Source organism: Bradyrhizobium sp. ISRA442, assembly GCF_038085055.1.
Lineage (GTDB): Bacteria > Pseudomonadota > Alphaproteobacteria > Rhizobiales > Xanthobacteraceae > Bradyrhizobium.
Genome location: NZ_JALGCN010000001.1, coordinates 639,937 through 655,749, shown reverse-complemented (window position 1 = coordinate 655,749; position 15,813 = coordinate 639,937). Strand labels below are relative to the sequence as shown.

The following is a 15,813-nucleotide window of genomic DNA, read 5'->3' as shown; positions in this document are numbered from 1 at the left end:
TACGCCGCATGTCGGTGCCGGTATGGCGGCCGGCGCGTCGCAGGCAGGCCGGTGCAGTTGGGTGATAACGGCGAACACGGTGCTTGGCCATGTCGTCGCGGTCCCGGCAGCACTGCTCGTGCTGGCGGAGATTGCGGTGCTGTCTGCGGGCATCGTGGGTCGATACGTGTTCCGCTCGCCCATCATCTGGTCCGACGAACTCGCCGGCCTTCTCTTTCTTTGGCTCGCCATGCTCGGTTCCGTGATTGCGTTCCAGCGCGGCGAGCACATGCGGATGACCGCGGTCGTCGGTGTTCTCAGTGCTCAGGTTCGTGCGTTTCTGGACGTCGTCGCGGCCGCGGCATCGCTAGCATTTCTCGTCCTCGTCGTCTGGCCCGCCTATGAATTCGCCGCAGACGAGGCATTCGTCACCACGCCTGCGCTCGAGATCGTCAATAGCTGGCGTGCGGCGGCTTTGCCGATCGGGATCGGACTGATGCTAATCGCAGCGGTCCTCCGGCTCATCCGCATCGCGAGCCCGCGCAGCTTGCTGGCGTCCCTGGCGATCGTCGCGGGCATCATCGCGACCTTCATTCTGCTGGCTCCGGCGTTGAAGCCGCTCGGCAATTTGAATCTTCTAATTTTCTTCGTTGTCGTGGTTGGCGCCATGGTCTTCGCAGCCGTGCCGATCGCGTTCGCATTCGGCCTCGCCACGGTCGGCTATCTCGCCTTGACGACCAGCACGCCCGACGTGGTGATGATCGGGCGGATGGACGAAGGCATGAGCCACCTGATTCTGCTCGCGGTGCCTCTCTTCGTCTTTCTCGGTCTGCTGATCGAGATGACAGGCATGGCGCGCGCGATGGTTGGCTTCCTGGCAAGCCTTCTGGGCCACGTGCGCGGCGGACTGCACTACGTGCTCGTCGGAACGATGTATCTGGTCTCGGGTATTTCCGGCTCCAAGGCGGCAGATATGGCTGCGGTGGCTCCGGTGTTGTTTCCCGAGATGCGGCAGCGCGGGGCCAAGCCTGGCGATCTCGTCGCGCTCCTGGCCGCGACAGGCGCGCAGACCGAGACGATCCCACCGTCGCTGGTTCTGATCACGATCGGCTCGGTCACCGGTGTGTCGATCTCTGCGCTGTTTACTGGCGGGTTGCTGCCGGGCGTGGTGCTCGCGGTCATGCTCGCGGCCGTCGTGTGGTGGCGATACCGCCGCGAGGACTTGTCCCACGTCAAAAGGGCAAAGGGGTCGGAGATCGGCCGAGCCTTTGTCATCGCGATACCCGCTATCGCCCTGCCATTCGTGATCCGGACTGCCGTCGTCGAGGGCGTTGCGACGGCAACGGAGGTCTCGACCATCGGCATCCTGTACTCGGCCTGCGCGGGTCTCCTCGTCTACCGCAAGTTCGACTGGCGCCGTCTCTATCCGATGCTGGTCGAGACGGCTTCGCTGTCCGGGGCAATTCTGCTCATCATCGGCGCGGCGACGGGGATGGCCTGGGCGCTGACTCAGTCGGGATTTTCTGCCTCTCTTGCCAAGTGCATGACCAACCTTCCCGGCGGCGTCCCTGTCTTCCTGGCGGTCACGATCGTTACCTTCGTGATCCTGGGCAGCGTGCTGGAAGGGATCCCGGCCATCGTGCTGTTTGGCCCGCTGCTGTTCCCGATCGCGCGGCAGGTCGGGGTGCACGATGTCCACTATGCGATGGTGGTCGTCCTCGCCATGGGCATCGGCCTGTTCGCACCGCCGTTCGGCGTCGGTTACTACGCGGCCTGCGCGATCAGCCGCATCAATCCGGACGAGGGCATGAAGCCGATCATGGGCTACATGATCGCGCTCTTGATCGGCACCCTGATCGTCGCAGCCGTGCCCTGGTTGTCGATCGGCTTCCTTTGAGCGGCTCAGCAGGAGCCTCGCGGGAACCGCGAGGCTCCTGGTCAGGCGAATTTCGGCAGGTGCAGCGGCAGACCTTCGCAGGGCATATCGATCTCTTCGACCTGGCCCTTGCCGACCTCCGTGACGCGCAGCTTCTTGCCTTCGAGCGCAAAGGCACAATTCGTCGGCTGGGGTCCATCCAGGATCAGACGATCGGCGACCTCGCCTTGGCGGTTCAGGACCGTGACGTTGGCCGAGCTTCCCAGGCGGCGCCACGGTCGGAGGATGGATTCCGAACTAAGGACATCGCGCGCGAAGCTCAAGCCGCTCGGCGTTGGACGCAAAGAGGGGCGAAAAGCCCTCGATTAGATCGTCGCAACCCGAACTGAATGTCCGTATCGGTGGTTGCGCCTCCGGGATTTGAACCTGCAATCCGCCCCACGCGAAAGACACCGCGCCCTACCATACGATGGCGGCATCGAAAATGCGCTCGCTTGCGATTTTCCGCGACCGAGGCCGGTTTCACCCGACCGTAATGAATGATTATGGAAGTGCGCTCCGCGCAGATCGCATTGAGTAACTCCTTTCTGGCAGGAGGCCGAAAATTCCTGGGATCATTCTTAGCTGTCCCCCGTCTGAGGAGAGACCGCTGTCCAGTGATACGAAGGAGGTTCGGACAAGCCGTTGCCGCTGCTACGCCGCTGAATTCAGCCGCGGGGGCTTGGCCGGATCAGCCGCGGCGCGGGTCGCCGCCACCGCCATCCAATCGCGCAACAATCCCCTGTCCTCCTTGGAAAAGGAAGCCCGCCGCTTCAGGTCTTCCAGCGTCTCGCCGGGATGACATCGCTCGAAATCCTCGCGAATCAACGATTCAAGATAAGCTCGTTCCTCCTCACTGGCACGGCGGATATCGAGATCTGAGCCGGTCGGCATGGCTGACTTGGTACCCGATACTTTTGGTGGGGCTTGGCGTCTATATAACTTGGGTGCCAATTGATTGTTCGCAACAGATTAGTGCCGGAATGAGGGCGTTCGACCGAGCCCGGGTCGTATCCGGCGTGTTCTCTCGCCATGGGCCGTCGATGCGGCAACGTAGCGAGAGACATCGATATCGTCGCGGGCGGCAGCATGAGATCGAGCAACAGAGGGTCGAAGGGCCCGACTCGCGGCACACAGCGCCTGCCGATCAATGCCATTCGACCTTGTCGATCTGATAGGCCCTCGCACCGCCGGGCGCGATGACCTCGACGACCGCGCCTTTGGTCTTGCCGATGAGCGCGCGGGCGAGCGGCGAAAAGATCGAAATCTTACCGCTCCTTGCGTCCGCCTCGGACTCGCCAACGATCTGCCACATCCGCTTCTCGCGCGTGTCGGTCAGGGTCACCGTGGCCTCGAACTTGATGGTGTCGCCGGAAAGGCTCGATACGTCGATCACTTCGGCACGCGCGAGCTTGTCCTGGAGTTGCGCGATGCGAGCCTCATTGACCTCCTGCTCGGATTTGGCGGCTAGATACTCCGCATTCTCAGGTAGGTTGGTGTCGTCCGCCTTAGCATCCTGGATGCGTTCGCCGATGCGCGGTCGCTCGACCTGAATGCGGTGCCTCAGCTCGTCTTGCAAAGATGCATAGCCGTCGGCTGTCATTGGCAGCCGCTCCGTCGATGCTTCAATAGCCTTGTTCATTGGACTGGGTGCCTATTCCGCATAGGACGCCTCGACGACATGGTAGCTAACCGGCCATTTGGTACGAGGGACAACTCGATCTCCCAGCTGCCGTTGCACCGGCGATCGGGAGCCGCAAGCGGGCAATCGTTCCCGATGCGCCGCAATCGAATTCCATGACGGCGCCGATTCTCTTGCTCAGCTGGCTGACGATCGTCATTCCAAGTCCGGACCGCGCGCGCCTGTCTTTGGACACGCCCCGACCGTTGTCCGCCACGACCAATTCCACCTCGGCGTCGCGTCGTTTGAGTTCAATCCGAATCCAGCCGGCGGTGCCATCAAGGCCATGTTTGACACTGTTGGTCACCAGTTCCTGGACAATCAGCGCCAGCGACGAAGATGCGCCAGGCCCAAGGTCGATGGGATCGGCATCGACTTCGATGTGGACCGATTGAACCTCCATCAGAGGCTGCCAGTACTTGGCCAGGTCACGGAGATAGTCGGCAAAGCTCTGCCCGGCATCTGAAGTCAGACGCCCCTGCAGGAGGCTCATGGTATGGATGATGTCGCGGGCCCATACCAACTGGTCCCGCGCCACGGGATCGGCCGTCTGCTTGAGCCGGCAATGTATGGCACCGATCATGAGCTGAAAGCAATTCGCGATCCTGTGGCGTATTTCCGCCACCTGCAAATCGGCCTCGTTTCGCTCAGGCTGGAGCATTGCGCCCTCCATGATCATCCTCCTTCCGGATCCGCGCAAACCAACAGGCTGACGGAAAGCAGCCCTCGCTCAAAGCAGCCCTCGCTCATGGAGCTCGCGAACAGGACCCGATCACGATCAAGGCGGAGAACGGGCCAGGTCGACACCCGACCCGCGTCCTTATCGTCGGGCGGTCACCTGTGGCGTCTGATGCATGAACCACAGCTTCACGCCCGCCAGCACAGCGACGATCAGACCCGCGATGACATGGGCCCATCCGGCTGCGCTCTGCGCGGCAAAGCCAAGAACCCATGGCGACACCAACACCCACACTCCGAGCACGAGATTGACCCATTCCTCCCACTCGGCGAATTTTGTGAGCGCTGCGATCGCTACAACGCCAATGATGATACCACTCACCCAGGCGCTTGGCGCCGCGGGGTAGTCATGCGCAAACCCAAAGATCCACGGCGTCAGAAACAAGAGAGCCGCTAGGATGAGATTTGCGATATCAACTCCGGATTCCTTCCATTTCAGCTCTGTCCATTTCAGCTCTGTCATTTTCGGCCAGCATGCTCATTTCACACCTTGATCCTAGACACCCTCCGATCCGACGTGCTCAGCCGTCGAACGAGTAGCTCATAACTGCAACGCTCTATTGATCACTTGATTGGGTCCGTCGCGTACCTCGCCACCTCAGTTTGTTCCGTTCCTCATGCCGCGAAGTCCATGTCACTCATTCCGGCGTCCGGCAACGGCGGTTGGGCTTTCTTCTTTGGCAACTCGGCGACCATGGCTTCGGTTGTGATCAGCAAACCCGCCACCGACGCGGCGTCCTGCAACGCAGAGCGAACCACTTTGGTCGGATCGATGATCCCTTTGGAAACAAGGTTGGTGTATTCGCCGTCCTGCGCATTGAAGCCATAGGCGTAGGTATCCTTCTCCAGGATCTTCCCGACGACGATGGAGCCGTCTTCGCCTGCATTGCGCGCGATCTGGCGGGTCGGCCAGGCAAGCGCCTTGCGGACGATCTCGACGCCATAGCGTTGGTCGTCGTTCTTCGGTTTCACGCGCGCCAGTGCCTTCACTGCGCGCAGCAATGCGACCCCGCCGCCCGGCAGGATGCCTTCCTCGACCGCGGCGCGGGTCGCGTGCATCGCGTCGTCGACGCGATCCTTGCGCTCCTTGACCTCGACCTCGGTGGCGCCGCCTACGCGGATCACCGCCACGCCGCCCGCGAGCTTGGCAAGCCGCTCCTGCAGCTTCTCACGATCATAATCCGACGTCGTCTCCCCGATCTCGGTCTTGATCTGCTTGACGCGCGCCTCGATGTCCGCCTTCTTGCCGGCGCCGGCGACGATGGTGGTGTTCTCCTTGTCGATTTCAACCTTCTTCGCGCGCCCAAGCATGTTGAGAGCCACGTTCTCGAGCTTGGCGCCCAGATCTTCCGAGATGAAGGTGCCGCCGGTGAGGATGGCGATGTCCTGCAGCATGGCCTTGCGGCGATCGCCGAAGCCCGGCGCTTTCACGGCGGCAACCTTGAGCCCGCCGCGAAGCTTATTCACCACTAGCGTCGCCAGCGCCTCGCCCTCGATATCCTCGGCGATGATGAGGAGCGGCTTGCCGGCCTGTGCAACCGACTCGAGCAGCGGCAAGAGCGGTTGCAGCCCGGAGAGCTTCTTCTCGTGGATGAGGATGTACGGGTCGTCCAACTCAACCCGCATCTTGTCGGCATTCGTGACGAAGTAGGGCGAGACGTAACCGCGGTCGAATCGCATACCTTCCACGACTTCGAGCTCAGTGTTCAGGGACTTTGCTTCTTCGATGGTGATCACGCCCTCGTTGCCGACTTTCTTCATGGCGTCGGCCAGGAAGCGGCCGATCTCGGCGTCGCCGTTGGCCGAGATCGTGGCCACCTGGGCCACCTCGTCGTTTGTGGCGAGCTTCTTCGAGTTCTTGCCGAGGTCCTCGACCACCGCCTCTGTCGCGAGGTCGATTCCTCGCTTGAGATCCATCGGGTTCATACCGGCGGCCACCGCCTTGGCACCTTCGTGCACGATCGCATGAGCAAGCACCGTCGCGGTCGTGGTGCCGTCGCCGACTTGGTCGGAAGTCTTGGATGCGACCTCGCGCACCATCTGTGCGCCCATGTTCTCGAACTTGTCTTCGAGCTCGATCTCCTTGGCGACGGTAACGCCATCCTTGCTGATGCGCGGCGCGCCGAACGACTTTTCAAGAACCACGTTGCGGCCCTTCGGGCCGAGCGTCACTCTCACCGCATTGGCGAGAATATCGATGCCGCGCAGCATTTTCTCGCGCGCCTCGGTGGAGAATCTGACTTCCTTCGCGCTCATGTTGGTAGCTCCTCAAAGATCCATTGTGTTCTCCCAGACTGGTGGAGCCATCTGGTCCTGTCCGTGCCGGCTGCGGTTGAAGCTCCTGGGCCCACCGTCGCTCCACGCGCTCCAGGACGTGCTTCGGCAGATCTAGTCGCTCCATTCATGCCTCCTTGGCGAGGTCTCGGGAACCGTCCCGAACCAGGCCGCCCAATGCGTGTGGACTGATAGTCGAGTTCGGAGTCAGGCCGCTTTCTTCTTGGCCGCCGATTCTTCAAGCACTCCCATGACGTCGCTCTCCTTCATGATGAGATATTCGATCCCATCGAGCTTGACCTCGGTGCCTGACCATTTTCCGAACAGAACGCGGTCACCAATCTTCAGGTCGATCGGGATCAACTTGCCGGTTTCGTCGCGGCCTCCCGGCCCCACGGCGATGACCTCGCCTTGTTGCGGCTTCTCCTTGGCCGTATCCGGGATGATGATGCCGCCGGCGGACTTTTCCTCGGCTTCGATACGCTTGACGACCACGCGGTCGTGGAGCGGGCGGAACTGCATGCATTCCTCCTTCTGCAAGACCGAATTTTGATAGTGCCGCGCCCGGGAGGCAGAAGCCCTACCCAGGGCGAAAATTGGTGTAGGAACGCGCAAAATCGGTTTCAAGATGTGCCTTCAAAAAAATTAGCACTCCTCTTGCTTGAGCGCTGCCGATACAAAACAGTACTAATTACAATGAGTTATTTGGCTGGCAGCCCCTTGAAACATCCACCATGCCTCCCAAATCGTTCGCCGCTGAACACCCTTTGCCCGCGCCCCGCAAGCGCCGGGCCGAGGAGGGGCATCGGATGCGCCAGAACAGGGAACGACCCGAATCCGGACCATGCGAGTCGCTCCAAATCTGGCGATCCATCGATGCACGTTCGAGATGGCCGACGCCGCCATCTCGCTCAGGCCGCCTCACTCGAGGAGAAGCGTCCATGCTGCAGGTCGAGGACATCAACGAGGACAAAGTCACCCTCGTTTCGCAACGAGGTTCTGACGATCACCTTGCCCAAGACTGCCAGGCGCAACGCGAGGTGAGGCGTATCGCAATCAATAGCAACTGATCCTGCTCCCGCTTCATCGGGAGGAGTCTATGTCGGACCAGATCCCAAATGTCAGATTGTCAGGGACTGAGGGCGTCGCCGGACAACCGACGGTATGCGCTTCGCCCGATGCCGTCGTCCAAAACGCATCCCAAGCAACGGCGGCAAAAGACCTAGCGGGCGACGATCGCGCGTGGGCCAATCTTGCAAGTAGCTACGCCCATCCAAGCGACGTCCTGCGTGACCCGAAACTATCCGCGGAGCAGAAGCGAAATCTGCTACGTCAGTGGGCGCTAGACGCATACCGCATCGAGTTGTCCGCAACGGAGGGCATGCCGTCGAGCGCGTCCTCGCAGCTCAATGAAGCCATTGATGCGCTGATCGACCTCGACGGCGGCACGGCTTCCTTGTCGAAACTCCCAAGTGTGCGCTCTGCCAAACCCGGAGCAAGAGCGCAGGCAGCGTGATACGGAAATTGGCTCCGCGTCATGGCGATCAGAAGCGGCAACGCCATCGCAGCTTTTGGTCGATGCTGGATTTGAACCTGCAATCCGAGCGGGGTGAAAATTCTCTGGCCAGAGACACCGCGCCCTACCGACGATGGCGGGACCGAAATGCGCGTGCCTTCGATTTTTCGCGACGGAGGTCGCTCTCACCCGACCCATAGCCCGAGGTCTTTCAATATTCCTCCGTATGAGCGAAGACCTGCACTCGTCCCCGGGCTCACGAACGGTCTTATGCGTAAGATTGGATGAGGTATCGTAGGTTTGGTTGGTGTGGGGAAAGGCGGTAGCGCTCCCCCGCTACCATATCCAGCGTAAATCCTTGATTTCCCAGAGTTGGCCGATCGATGTTTCGACGCGAGGGATGTCTCGTTGATACATCGTAGTCGTGTCCACACAACCAGCGGAAGTCGCCAATTACATCTGCGTGGTGGCAACGGGACCGGTCCCAGCTCGAGCATCGGATTCCGTAGATTCATGGTGCGCGTCTTGGCCGCTACGGTGGAAAGATCGATCAGATCAAGCGCATCATCGATTTGCTGAAAGCGAAGGAAAGTACCCGGGCGGTCGCGGTGCTCGTCGATCCGTTCCGGGACTTCAATCCGGTGCCCGCAAAGGAGGAGTTCGCATCGTTCTGTTTGGTCGAGTTTCGCCGTCGCAACGAGGCTGGCGGCACGACCGTCGTGGATCCGATCGCGTTCTACCGAGCGCAGGAGTTCGCGCGTTGGTGGCCTGTCAATATCGCCGAGCTGAGACTTCTGCAACGTGAGATCGGCGAGGCTTGCGGTTTTGAGCCCGGTCGGATCACGACCATTGCCGCGGACGCCCGGACCATCGCGCGGTCGCCCACCCAAGTCGCCATGCCACTCATCGACCGTCTTCTCCGCCGATACTAAGGCTGCGGCCATAGTAGCGACGCTGCGGGACTTGGCCGATCAAAATGAAGGATACGAACACTCCAAGCGCGAGCCGGAAGACTTCAAGCGATGGTCACGGGGGCACTGCAGCGTGTGGCGGAGCTCGAAGCGGTCACCGATGAGCGCACCAAGTGAAGCAGCAGAAGCGGGCGTGGTCGATGAATAGCTTGGACGAGTTCAAGAAAGCGTACGCAAGGCTCTTCCGCCTGCCTCCGGATGCTGATTGTGTCGCCAAGCAACTCCATTTGCACAACCTGCGGTGACAACTTCATTAGAATCCCAAGGCCTAACTTTCAAAGGAAGATCAAGTCGGCCACCCGATATCGATCCCGTGCTGGGCCACCAGCTCTCGCATCTGCGTGATCTGCTCCGCTTGCGGCTGCCGGCGATGGTCGATGCGTTCCAGACGCCGCCGCGCGGGCCTGGCAGGCCCTGCTTGCTCAGCGTGGCCGCGATGTCGCGCGGCGACCTGGCGTTGAGGTAATCGGCAAAGATCTGGCGGATGACCGCTGCTTCCGTCTGGTCAATCTCCAGCTCGCCGGCTTTTCCGGGGCTGGCCGATAGCCGTAGCTGGGGCAGCCGTTGTGGAGTCCGTCGCGGACAACGCCGGCTTGACCGCGGCGCGTCTTGTGCGCTGGGTCCTTGAGGAAGAGCGAGGCGAACAGCCCCTTGACGCCGACTGCAGATCATCGGCGACGATGTTGTCCTGTGCGGTGATGACCTGGACGCCGGCAAAACTTGGTGCGCTTGTGAAACCGCGCCAACTCTTCAAGGTCGCGCGACAGGCGGTCGAGCGACTCGGCAATGATGACCTCGAACTTCCGGGCGCGCGCATCGCGCATCAGGCCTGCCAATGGTGTTAGTTGAGGCTGCGAGGCGCCCGTCCAGCCGCTCGAAATGATTACCGAACCGGATAAGCATCGACAGTGCAGGAAACGTCGGTATCAGCGCCACCGCACCTAGAGCATGTTGTCTTTTGCCGGAATCGGGATTCCCAGAGGAACCAATTTCTGATTCAAACTCCATGCTGGGGAACGGAGGCCAGCATGGATGACGCGACCGTTTTCAGAAGACATTCGCAAGCGTGCTCTGGCGCGGGCTGATGCGGGCGAGACGGTTCGCTCGATTGCGGCAGCGCTGCAGATCAGCCCCTCCTGTGTGACGAAGTGGAAGAATCTGCGGCGGGAGACAGGAGGTCTATCGCCCGGCAAGATCGGCGGTCACAAGAAGCCGGTTCTGTCGGGTGCCAACGGCGACTGGCTGCGCGAGCGCATTCGCTCGGGACCGTTTACCTTGCGTAAGCTCACGCAGGAACTGGCGGCGCGCGGGATCAAGACAGACGTGCGGGCCGTGTGGACTTTTGTGCACGCCGAGGGGCTGAGCTTCAAAAAAAACCGTTCGGCCGGCCGAGCAGGATCGGCACGACGTCGCCCGTAAACGGATCCGCTGGAAGGCCCATCAGAGCAGGATTGACGCCTCGCGCCTCGTCTTTATCGACGAGACCTGGATCAAGACCAACATGACACCGCTGCGCGGCTGGGGGACAAAGGGGCAGCGTCTCGAAGCATCTGCTCCTTTCGGCCACTGGAAGACCATGACCTTCATCGCAGCGCTGCGTCACGACCGGATCGGCGCGCCCTGGGTCATCGACGGTCCCATCAACGGCGAGCTCTTCACGCTCTATGTCGAGAAGGTGCTGGCACCAACCCTGACCGTGGGCGAGGTCGTCATTCTCGACAACCTCGGCAGCCACAAGGGCAAGGCGGCCCGCAGCGCCATCCGCGCCAGGGGTGCGCATCTGTTTCTTCCTGCCGCCCTACAGCCCCGACCTCAATCCGATCGAACAGGTCTTCGCCAAGCTCAAACACCTGATGCGCACCGCGGAGACGCGCGATGTCGAGGCAACCTGGCGCAAGGTCGGCGAACTCCTCGATATCTTCTCCAAACAGGAATGCGCCAACTATCTCAAAAACTCAGGATATGTTTCCGTATAAACACAGCGTCCTCTAACAGGGATGCGAATCTCTCCCTCTCCGCCAACTAACCACAGCGTGCGAAAACCCCAGTAAAACAAGGGGCGCCGAGAGCCACCGGATTCGACGGTGGAGAACTGCGGTGGAGACCCTGACGGGGACCGCGGCAGGCTCAAGTTGCCATCATTACCCCGCTGGCGAAAGCCCGAATCCTTCGAAAGCAGTTTTTCTTGACGGGCCGAGTCCTTGAACCCGGGCGATGGCGGCGTTTTCCGACCTCGTATGCCAACGCAGCCGACGGCCAAAAGCAGGACGGTTCGCGATGGAGCGCGGGGCTATGGCCGACCGTGATTCGCCGGGCGGTCGCGCTGCGGAGGAAGTCGTTTAGCCGCCGCATTTCGAATACGGGGGGAGTCTGGCGGCGGCGGGCTCCTTCGCGGTCGAGCCGTCACGGCACCGCTCGTTCCTGTCTTCCATAATCCTTGCGTGCCCGCCGCCGGCTCGCCCTCGAACCGGCTTCCTGCCGAAGCGCCATCGCCGGCGCCCCCCGCCGTGACGGTCGCCTTCGCTGTCTGCCCGGAGATCGCGGAGCGAAGCCTGTGGCCGGAGCCGGACGGCACCTCCGTTAGGACTGTACGAGCCGCAAAACTTTTGATTAGGGTTTATCCGGTGGACAATTTCTGGTCGTAACGGGTCTATGGGGGACGCCGTGATTTCATTTCGCAATTCAGGGCTCCTACTTTGTTTATTGCCGGTCCTGTCGGATTGCGGGCTCTACGTCCCGCAGAAGGACCCGCTGGTCCAAAACGACATCGATCCGCGCAATGGCATGTCGCGCCAGGGCAAGATCGAGAGCAACATCATTGCCAACATCAGGTGCGAAATCACCAGGGGCCTCTATCGCGCGGTAAACACCGGGAATGTGCCTTGGCTGGCGGGATGGGGCACCAGCATTTCTCTCAATCTCACCTGGGAGGAGACGTCGAACGTCAATCCGGGCATCCTCTACACGACGCCGATCGGCGGCTCCGACGTGTTTTCCGCCGGCGGCGGGGTGTCCGGTTCGGCGCATTCCACGCGGAACGAGGCTATCACCTTCACGCTCGAGAACAGGGAGCTTCTGCGCGAGGCGATGCTGACCAGCCATGCCAGTCAAGGACTCGATTGCAGCGCCTTGGAGGACGGGGTCACCGTATCGAGTGACCTGAAGATCGACGAGTTCATCTACGACAAGGCGTCGATCGCGGGCGGGCACGAGGCTAGGACGCGCCCGATCCTGTACCCCCAGTTCAGCACCTTCCAGGAGACGCTCACCTTCGTCGTCTCCGTCGGTGGCGACGTCACTCCGAGCTGGAAATTCATCCGCCTGTCAGTCAATCCGGGCGGACCGTTCCTGTCCGGCTCGCGGACGAAGACCAGCCAGGTGATCGTGACGCTCGGGCCGCTGGCCAAGCCCGCCGGACCCGCGGGTGCCGCGCAACTCGCCCTTCAGGCCGCCGTCCAGCACGACGCCGCGGTCGCAGGCAACGCCACGGCCGCCGCCATTCGCAGCCAGTCCAGATAAGGGAGAGCGGGGTGTCGGAAAGCGAATTCGGCGGCGGTGGGTCGGTCGACCTCGGCAAGGGCGTGGAGATCGATGGGGAGACCTTCTATCCCTTGTCGCGCCCCTCCGAACTGAATCCTTGTGCCGGCAAGGACGACGGTACGTCCTGCGGGCCCGGATGCGTCTGCCGCGGCGGCCAGTGCTACTACACTCTGAACCGGCTGCGGGAGATGGGCATCAAGATTCCAGACCTCTGAAGGAAGCCGCGCTCGAAGCGGGATCGCGAACCGGCCGCGAGTAGGTCCGCACCGAGGCCCGCTTAGGTCGACCCGACAAGGAATCAGGTGCCCGTGGCTTTGCGCCGGGCTCTCGTCCTGTCGATCAAACGGGCGCGTTCGACGCAGAAACAGTTCGCGTGCCGCGCCTCGGGAAGGTCGGTTCCGCGCTGCGGGCCCAAGAGCAGGTTGAGCGCATATCTCGGGGCGGGCGCGACGCGTCCCTCGCTCAGGTGACGGACGAATTCCGTTGCGATCATGCAGGCGCTGACGCACGCGACGAACGGAACCGACGGGGCGAATCCCTTGTCGTGATTCTCGTCGGATATCCGCGTGTTGATCTACCACTCTGTTCTTTTGACGCTGCTCGCGTGCAGCGTAGTTTCGGTTTGCTACCCACGCTCCCTTTTGAGTGTTGACCTTGGTCTTCATTGCGTCTGCCGCAAAGTGGGCAATGCCGAAGTCTGCGACGACTAACGATTCTGAATTTTTGTCGTAGAGCAGGTTCTCTGGCTTGAGATCGCGATGCCATATGTTTTGTTTGTGCGCTGCTTCGACGCCAGCGAGCGCTGTGGCAAACAGCTTCGGTACCTTGTCCGGTTCAATTCCATCGTCGATGAGCTTGCGCAGGCTGCTGTTCAAGAGCGGCATCACGTAGAATGGCTGCCCGCCGACAGTCGACAGGCCCCAATCCAGTACCTTCACGATGTTCGGATGGTTGGAGTGCGCGCAGAACCAAAGCTCGTTGGAAAAGCGATCACGTCGAGAACTAAGAAGGTCGACTTTGGTAAGTACCTTCATCGCAAACGGCCGGTAGTCATCGCGACGAACTTTCCAAACCGTCCCGTTTCCACCCTCTCCGACCCGTGTGTCGGTTTGATAGGCGTGAAACACCGTTCTGTATTCGGAGATCCTCGTGTCGAAGAATGATCCCTGCAGAAACGTGAGATGATGCCTCTTTAACGTCCGAGACACGATCTTCTTCGTGAGATCACCTGAGTTCGTCAGCAGATGAAGCACGATCGCATGCAGGACCTTGACCTTGGTCGGCTCAGGCAAGCCGACGAACCAGGTTCGGATGGGGGCGGATATTCGCCACTTGTCCCCAGCAGGTTCAGAGATGTCGTGTCGAATAGCGGTGGGCAAAACGTACTTCTGGGCGAGAACGCCAGACTGTGGGTAGTCCTCATCGAGGAAGTAAAGTATCCCGCGCAGAAGTCGATCTGCTCGTTCTCCACCTATTTCGACTGGTAGTCCAGCGGACTTCGGCACGTTGATACGCCAATTTAAGCAGCGTCATCGAGCCGAGCCGGCTTAGGCGCGAGTAAACGGTGCGCCGTTGAAGTCTCTCTAGCTAACAGCTGGCGCGACGCTCGCTGGAAACCACTTAGCGGGATGCGCGAAGCCTAGGCAAATAGTTGGAGGAGCACAACCTAATCTTTGGGGCTCGACAAGGGTAAAGTCCTGCGAGAAGTAGCCTCGTGGTGGCAGGATCGCTATCCTGGTCTGGCACGTCCTGACCTCAATGACCGCCTCCTTTCGCCAATGGGTAACGCGCCGGCATCGCAGCGCCGGCGAACTCGCCCGGCGGGCGCTTCACCGCGAGATAAGACGATGAAAAAGGCTATCGATATTTCGCCTTCGCGTCGCCAAGTTTTGCGACTGGCAGTGATGGTTGCGGCATGTGCCGTGGCTGCGAAGGCCCCGAACGCTGAGCCTCTAAAGGGAGAGGCAAGCAGTTCCTATGTTCCCGCTGACGGCGTCTCGACCTTCGAAAGCGTTTGGCAGACCGTGCGTGATCGCTTTTACGATCCGCATCACAACGGGCTGGACTGGCTGGCGGTTCGGGAGAGATATCTTCCGGACGTTCAACGGGCAACTTCCCAGAACTCTCTGGCGCGCATCATCAATGCCATGCTGTCTGAGTTGCGCGCTTCGCACACGCGTTTCTACACGCCGGATGCGCCGGAATATATCAACTTGCAGAGATCTTTTCCGGCGTACTGCGACGCCGGGGGCTGCAACGTGCGTTTCCGGACGGCCGCATTTCGTACCCTGGCATAGGTATCATTTCAGGTTCCGAGGTGACTGATCGTACCACGATCACTAGCGTGATCGATGGAACGCCGGCTCAGCAGGCGGGGCTCCGTGCTGGAGACGAGATAATTGCGGCTGACGGGACGGCATTTGAGCCGGTCGGGTCCTTCCGTGGGAAGGTGGGCGAATCGGTGGTCTTGGAGGTGCAGCGCGGCGCGGCGGTGGTGCAAATCCCGGTCAGGCCGGTCGACCTCGAGCCCACGACAATGTTCCTTCGTGGGTTGGAGTCCAGTGCTCGCGTCATTGAGTCCAACGGACGACGCATCGGCTATGTCCATGTTTGGTGCTATGCAGGCTCCGTCTATCAACGCGCTCTTGAACGTCTGCTGTCGCAAGGTGAGCTAAAAGACCCGGACGCGCTGATCTGGGATTTGCGGGATGGCTGGGGCGGCGCGCAACCCGAATATCTCGACCTGTTCAACGCCCGAGCGCCAACAATGCAGGTCACCGACCGGAAGCGGCACTAGCGAATTCGTAAACGTGAAGTGGCGCAAACCCGTTGCGATGCTCATCAACGGCGGTACGCGCAGCGGCAAGGAGGTCCTTGCCTATGGCTTCAAGAAGTACCGGTTGGGCGAGCTCATCGGGACCCGGACAGAGGGCGCGGTCCTTGCTGCCACCGCATTCCTCATCGGAAGCGTCCTGCTACTGCTCGCCGTCGAGGATGTCCGGGTCGATGGCGAGCGCCTGGAGGGCGTGGGTGTGACGCCGACGATCGAGGTTCAGGCAGGCGGTGCCTCCGCCGGATCGGAGGACCCCCAAGTGAGCCGTGCTGTCGCGGTTCTGTCCGGGACATGATCCGGACGTCGTCATACCTACTCGCAAAGCAGGGGCAATGCGAATGGTAATTGGAAGCGCGTTTCGGTTCG

General features: G+C 61.1%; 18 protein-coding genes and 1 pseudogene. 10 read left to right on the top strand and 9 right to left on the bottom strand.

Going from position 1 to position 15,813, the window contains the following annotated elements; genetic code table 11:
* Positions 1–22: 22 nt before the first annotated feature.
* Positions 23–1,876, top strand: coding sequence for a TRAP transporter large permease (locus MTR72_RS02995; RefSeq protein WP_445819545.1), 1,854 nt, complete (start codon positions 23–25; stop codon positions 1,874–1,876).
* A 41-nt stretch (positions 1,877–1,917) separates the two neighbouring features.
* Here the strand turns inward: MTR72_RS02995 and MTR72_RS02990 are convergent, their stop codons facing one another.
* The 7 genes from MTR72_RS02990 to groES all read right to left on the bottom strand — a co-directional run bounded on the left by MTR72_RS02990 (position 1,918) and on the right by groES (position 7,109).
* Positions 1,918–2,178: a hypothetical protein gene (locus MTR72_RS02990; protein WP_341510063.1), complete on the bottom strand. Its 261-nt coding sequence runs from the start codon at positions 2,176–2,178 to the stop codon at positions 1,918–1,920.
* 370 nt (positions 2,179–2,548) lie between these two features.
* A complete protein-coding gene (locus tag MTR72_RS02985; RefSeq protein WP_341510062.1) occupies positions 2,549–2,848 on the bottom strand; it encodes a hypothetical protein in 300 nt (99 codons plus the stop codon).
* Between the two features lie 193 nt (positions 2,849–3,041).
* Positions 3,042–3,536 (bottom strand): transcription elongation factor GreA, encoded by a 495-nt coding sequence (greA, locus tag MTR72_RS02980; protein ID WP_341510061.1) that lies wholly within the window; start codon positions 3,534–3,536, stop codon positions 3,042–3,044.
* A gap of 46 nt (positions 3,537–3,582) precedes the next feature.
* Positions 3,583–4,248: a sensor histidine kinase gene (locus MTR72_RS02975; RefSeq protein WP_341510060.1), complete on the bottom strand. Its 666-nt coding sequence runs from the start codon at positions 4,246–4,248 to the stop codon at positions 3,583–3,585.
* Between the two features lie 147 nt (positions 4,249–4,395).
* Complete coding sequence (locus MTR72_RS02970; protein ID WP_341510059.1) at positions 4,396–4,776, bottom strand: SPW repeat protein; 381 nt, start codon at positions 4,774–4,776, stop codon at positions 4,396–4,398.
* Positions 4,777–4,928: 152 nt separating this feature from the next.
* Positions 4,929–6,569 (bottom strand): chaperonin GroEL, encoded by a 1,641-nt coding sequence (gene groL, locus MTR72_RS02965; RefSeq protein ID WP_280966251.1) that lies wholly within the window; start codon positions 6,567–6,569, stop codon positions 4,929–4,931.
* A 225-nt stretch (positions 6,570–6,794) separates the two neighbouring features.
* Positions 6,795–7,109 carry a co-chaperone GroES gene (gene groES, locus MTR72_RS02960; RefSeq protein WP_280971094.1) on the bottom strand — a complete coding sequence of 105 codons (315 nt, stop codon included), beginning with the start codon at positions 7,107–7,109 and terminating at the stop codon, positions 6,795–6,797.
* Between the two features lie 419 nt (positions 7,110–7,528).
* Here groES and MTR72_RS02955 point away from each other — a divergent pair, with 419 nt between their 5' ends.
* The 3 genes from MTR72_RS02955 to MTR72_RS02945 all read left to right on the top strand — a co-directional run bounded on the left by MTR72_RS02955 (position 7,529) and on the right by MTR72_RS02945 (position 9,035).
* Positions 7,529–7,657: a hypothetical protein gene (locus MTR72_RS02955; protein WP_280966250.1), complete on the top strand. Its 129-nt coding sequence runs from the start codon at positions 7,529–7,531 to the stop codon at positions 7,655–7,657.
* A gap of 29 nt (positions 7,658–7,686) precedes the next feature.
* A complete protein-coding gene (locus tag MTR72_RS02950; protein WP_341510058.1) occupies positions 7,687–8,103 on the top strand; it encodes a hypothetical protein in 417 nt (138 codons plus the stop codon).
* A gap of 572 nt (positions 8,104–8,675) precedes the next feature.
* On the top strand, positions 8,676–9,035 hold the full coding sequence (locus tag MTR72_RS02945; protein WP_280966248.1) for a hypothetical protein: 360 nt from the start codon (positions 8,676–8,678) through the stop codon (positions 9,033–9,035).
* A gap of 198 nt (positions 9,036–9,233) precedes the next feature.
* Here the strand turns inward: MTR72_RS02945 and MTR72_RS02940 are convergent, their stop codons facing one another.
* On the bottom strand, positions 9,234–9,746 hold the full coding sequence (locus MTR72_RS02940) for a recombinase family protein (RefSeq protein ID WP_280966247.1): 513 nt from the start codon (positions 9,744–9,746) through the stop codon (positions 9,234–9,236).
* On the opposite strand from MTR72_RS02940, the gene MTR72_RS02935 reads away from it, so the two are divergent.
* From MTR72_RS02935 to MTR72_RS02925, 3 genes and pseudogenes are all read left to right on the top strand, one after another.
* Entirely contained in the window at positions 9,668–9,919 is a 252-nt protein-coding gene (locus MTR72_RS02935; protein WP_280971186.1) for a hypothetical protein, read from the top strand. The genes MTR72_RS02940 and MTR72_RS02935 overlap by 79 nt on opposite strands.
* 187 nt (positions 9,920–10,106) lie before the next feature.
* Positions 10,107–11,050: pseudogene (locus tag MTR72_RS02930) on the top strand (IS630 family transposase).
* Positions 11,051–11,738: 688 nt separating this feature from the next.
* Positions 11,739–12,593, top strand: coding sequence for a hypothetical protein (locus tag MTR72_RS02925; protein WP_280966246.1), 855 nt, complete (start codon positions 11,739–11,741; stop codon positions 12,591–12,593).
* On the opposite strand, the gene MTR72_RS02920 is transcribed toward MTR72_RS02925, so the two are convergent.
* The gene (locus MTR72_RS02920) at positions 12,518–14,119 is read right to left on the bottom strand and encodes a serine/threonine-protein kinase (RefSeq protein WP_280966245.1); all 1,602 of its coding nucleotides are present in this window, start codon (positions 14,117–14,119) and stop codon (positions 12,518–12,520) included. The genes MTR72_RS02925 and MTR72_RS02920 overlap by 76 nt on opposite strands.
* Positions 14,120–14,461: 342 nt before the next feature.
* Here MTR72_RS02920 and MTR72_RS02915 point away from each other — a divergent pair, with 342 nt between their 5' ends.
* Genes MTR72_RS02915 through MTR72_RS02905 form a run of 3 tightly spaced genes read left to right on the top strand, consistent with a single transcriptional unit; the run spans position 14,462 to position 15,742 of the window.
* The gene (locus MTR72_RS02915; protein ID WP_280966244.1) at positions 14,462–14,911 is read left to right on the top strand and encodes a hypothetical protein; all 450 of its coding nucleotides are present in this window, start codon (positions 14,462–14,464) and stop codon (positions 14,909–14,911) included.
* Positions 14,818–15,411, top strand: coding sequence for a S41 family peptidase (locus MTR72_RS02910; RefSeq protein ID WP_341510093.1), 594 nt, complete (start codon positions 14,818–14,820; stop codon positions 15,409–15,411). The genes MTR72_RS02915 and MTR72_RS02910 overlap by 94 nt, the downstream gene beginning before the upstream one ends.
* 13 nt (positions 15,412–15,424) lie before the next feature.
* Positions 15,425–15,742, top strand: coding sequence for a S41 family peptidase (locus tag MTR72_RS02905; protein ID WP_280966242.1), 318 nt, complete (start codon positions 15,425–15,427; stop codon positions 15,740–15,742).
* The last annotated feature ends 71 nt before the right edge of the window (positions 15,743–15,813 follow it).

Excerpts from the sequence above, each read along its gene's own strand:
- MTR72_RS02950 (WP_341510058.1), top strand. The coding sequence starts at position 7,687 with ATGTCGGACCAGATCCCAAATGTCAGATTGTCAGGGACTGAGGGCGTC.
- MTR72_RS02915 (WP_280966244.1), top strand. The coding sequence starts at position 14,462 with ATGAAAAAGGCTATCGATATTTCGCCTTCGCGTCGCCAAGTTTTGCGA.
- MTR72_RS02940 (WP_280966247.1), bottom strand. The coding sequence starts at position 9,746 with ATGATCTGCAGTCGGCGTCAAGGGGCTGTTCGCCTCGCTCTTCCTCAA.
- MTR72_RS02975 (WP_341510060.1), bottom strand. The coding sequence starts at position 4,248 with ATGGAGGGCGCAATGCTCCAGCCTGAGCGAAACGAGGCCGATTTGCAG.
- greA (WP_341510061.1), bottom strand. The coding sequence starts at position 3,536 with ATGAACAAGGCTATTGAAGCATCGACGGAGCGGCTGCCAATGACAGCC.
- groL (WP_280966251.1), bottom strand. The coding sequence starts at position 6,569 with ATGAGCGCGAAGGAAGTCAGATTCTCCACCGAGGCGCGCGAGAAAATG.
- groES (WP_280971094.1), bottom strand. The coding sequence starts at position 7,109 with ATGCAGTTCCGCCCGCTCCACGACCGCGTGGTCGTCAAGCGTATCGAA.
- MTR72_RS02970 (WP_341510059.1), bottom strand. The coding sequence starts at position 4,776 with ATGACAGAGCTGAAATGGACAGAGCTGAAATGGAAGGAATCCGGAGTT.
- MTR72_RS02995 (WP_445819545.1), top strand. The coding sequence starts at position 23 with ATGGCGGCCGGCGCGTCGCAGGCAGGCCGGTGCAGTTGGGTGATAACG.
- MTR72_RS02955 (WP_280966250.1), top strand. The coding sequence starts at position 7,529 with ATGCTGCAGGTCGAGGACATCAACGAGGACAAAGTCACCCTCGTTTCG.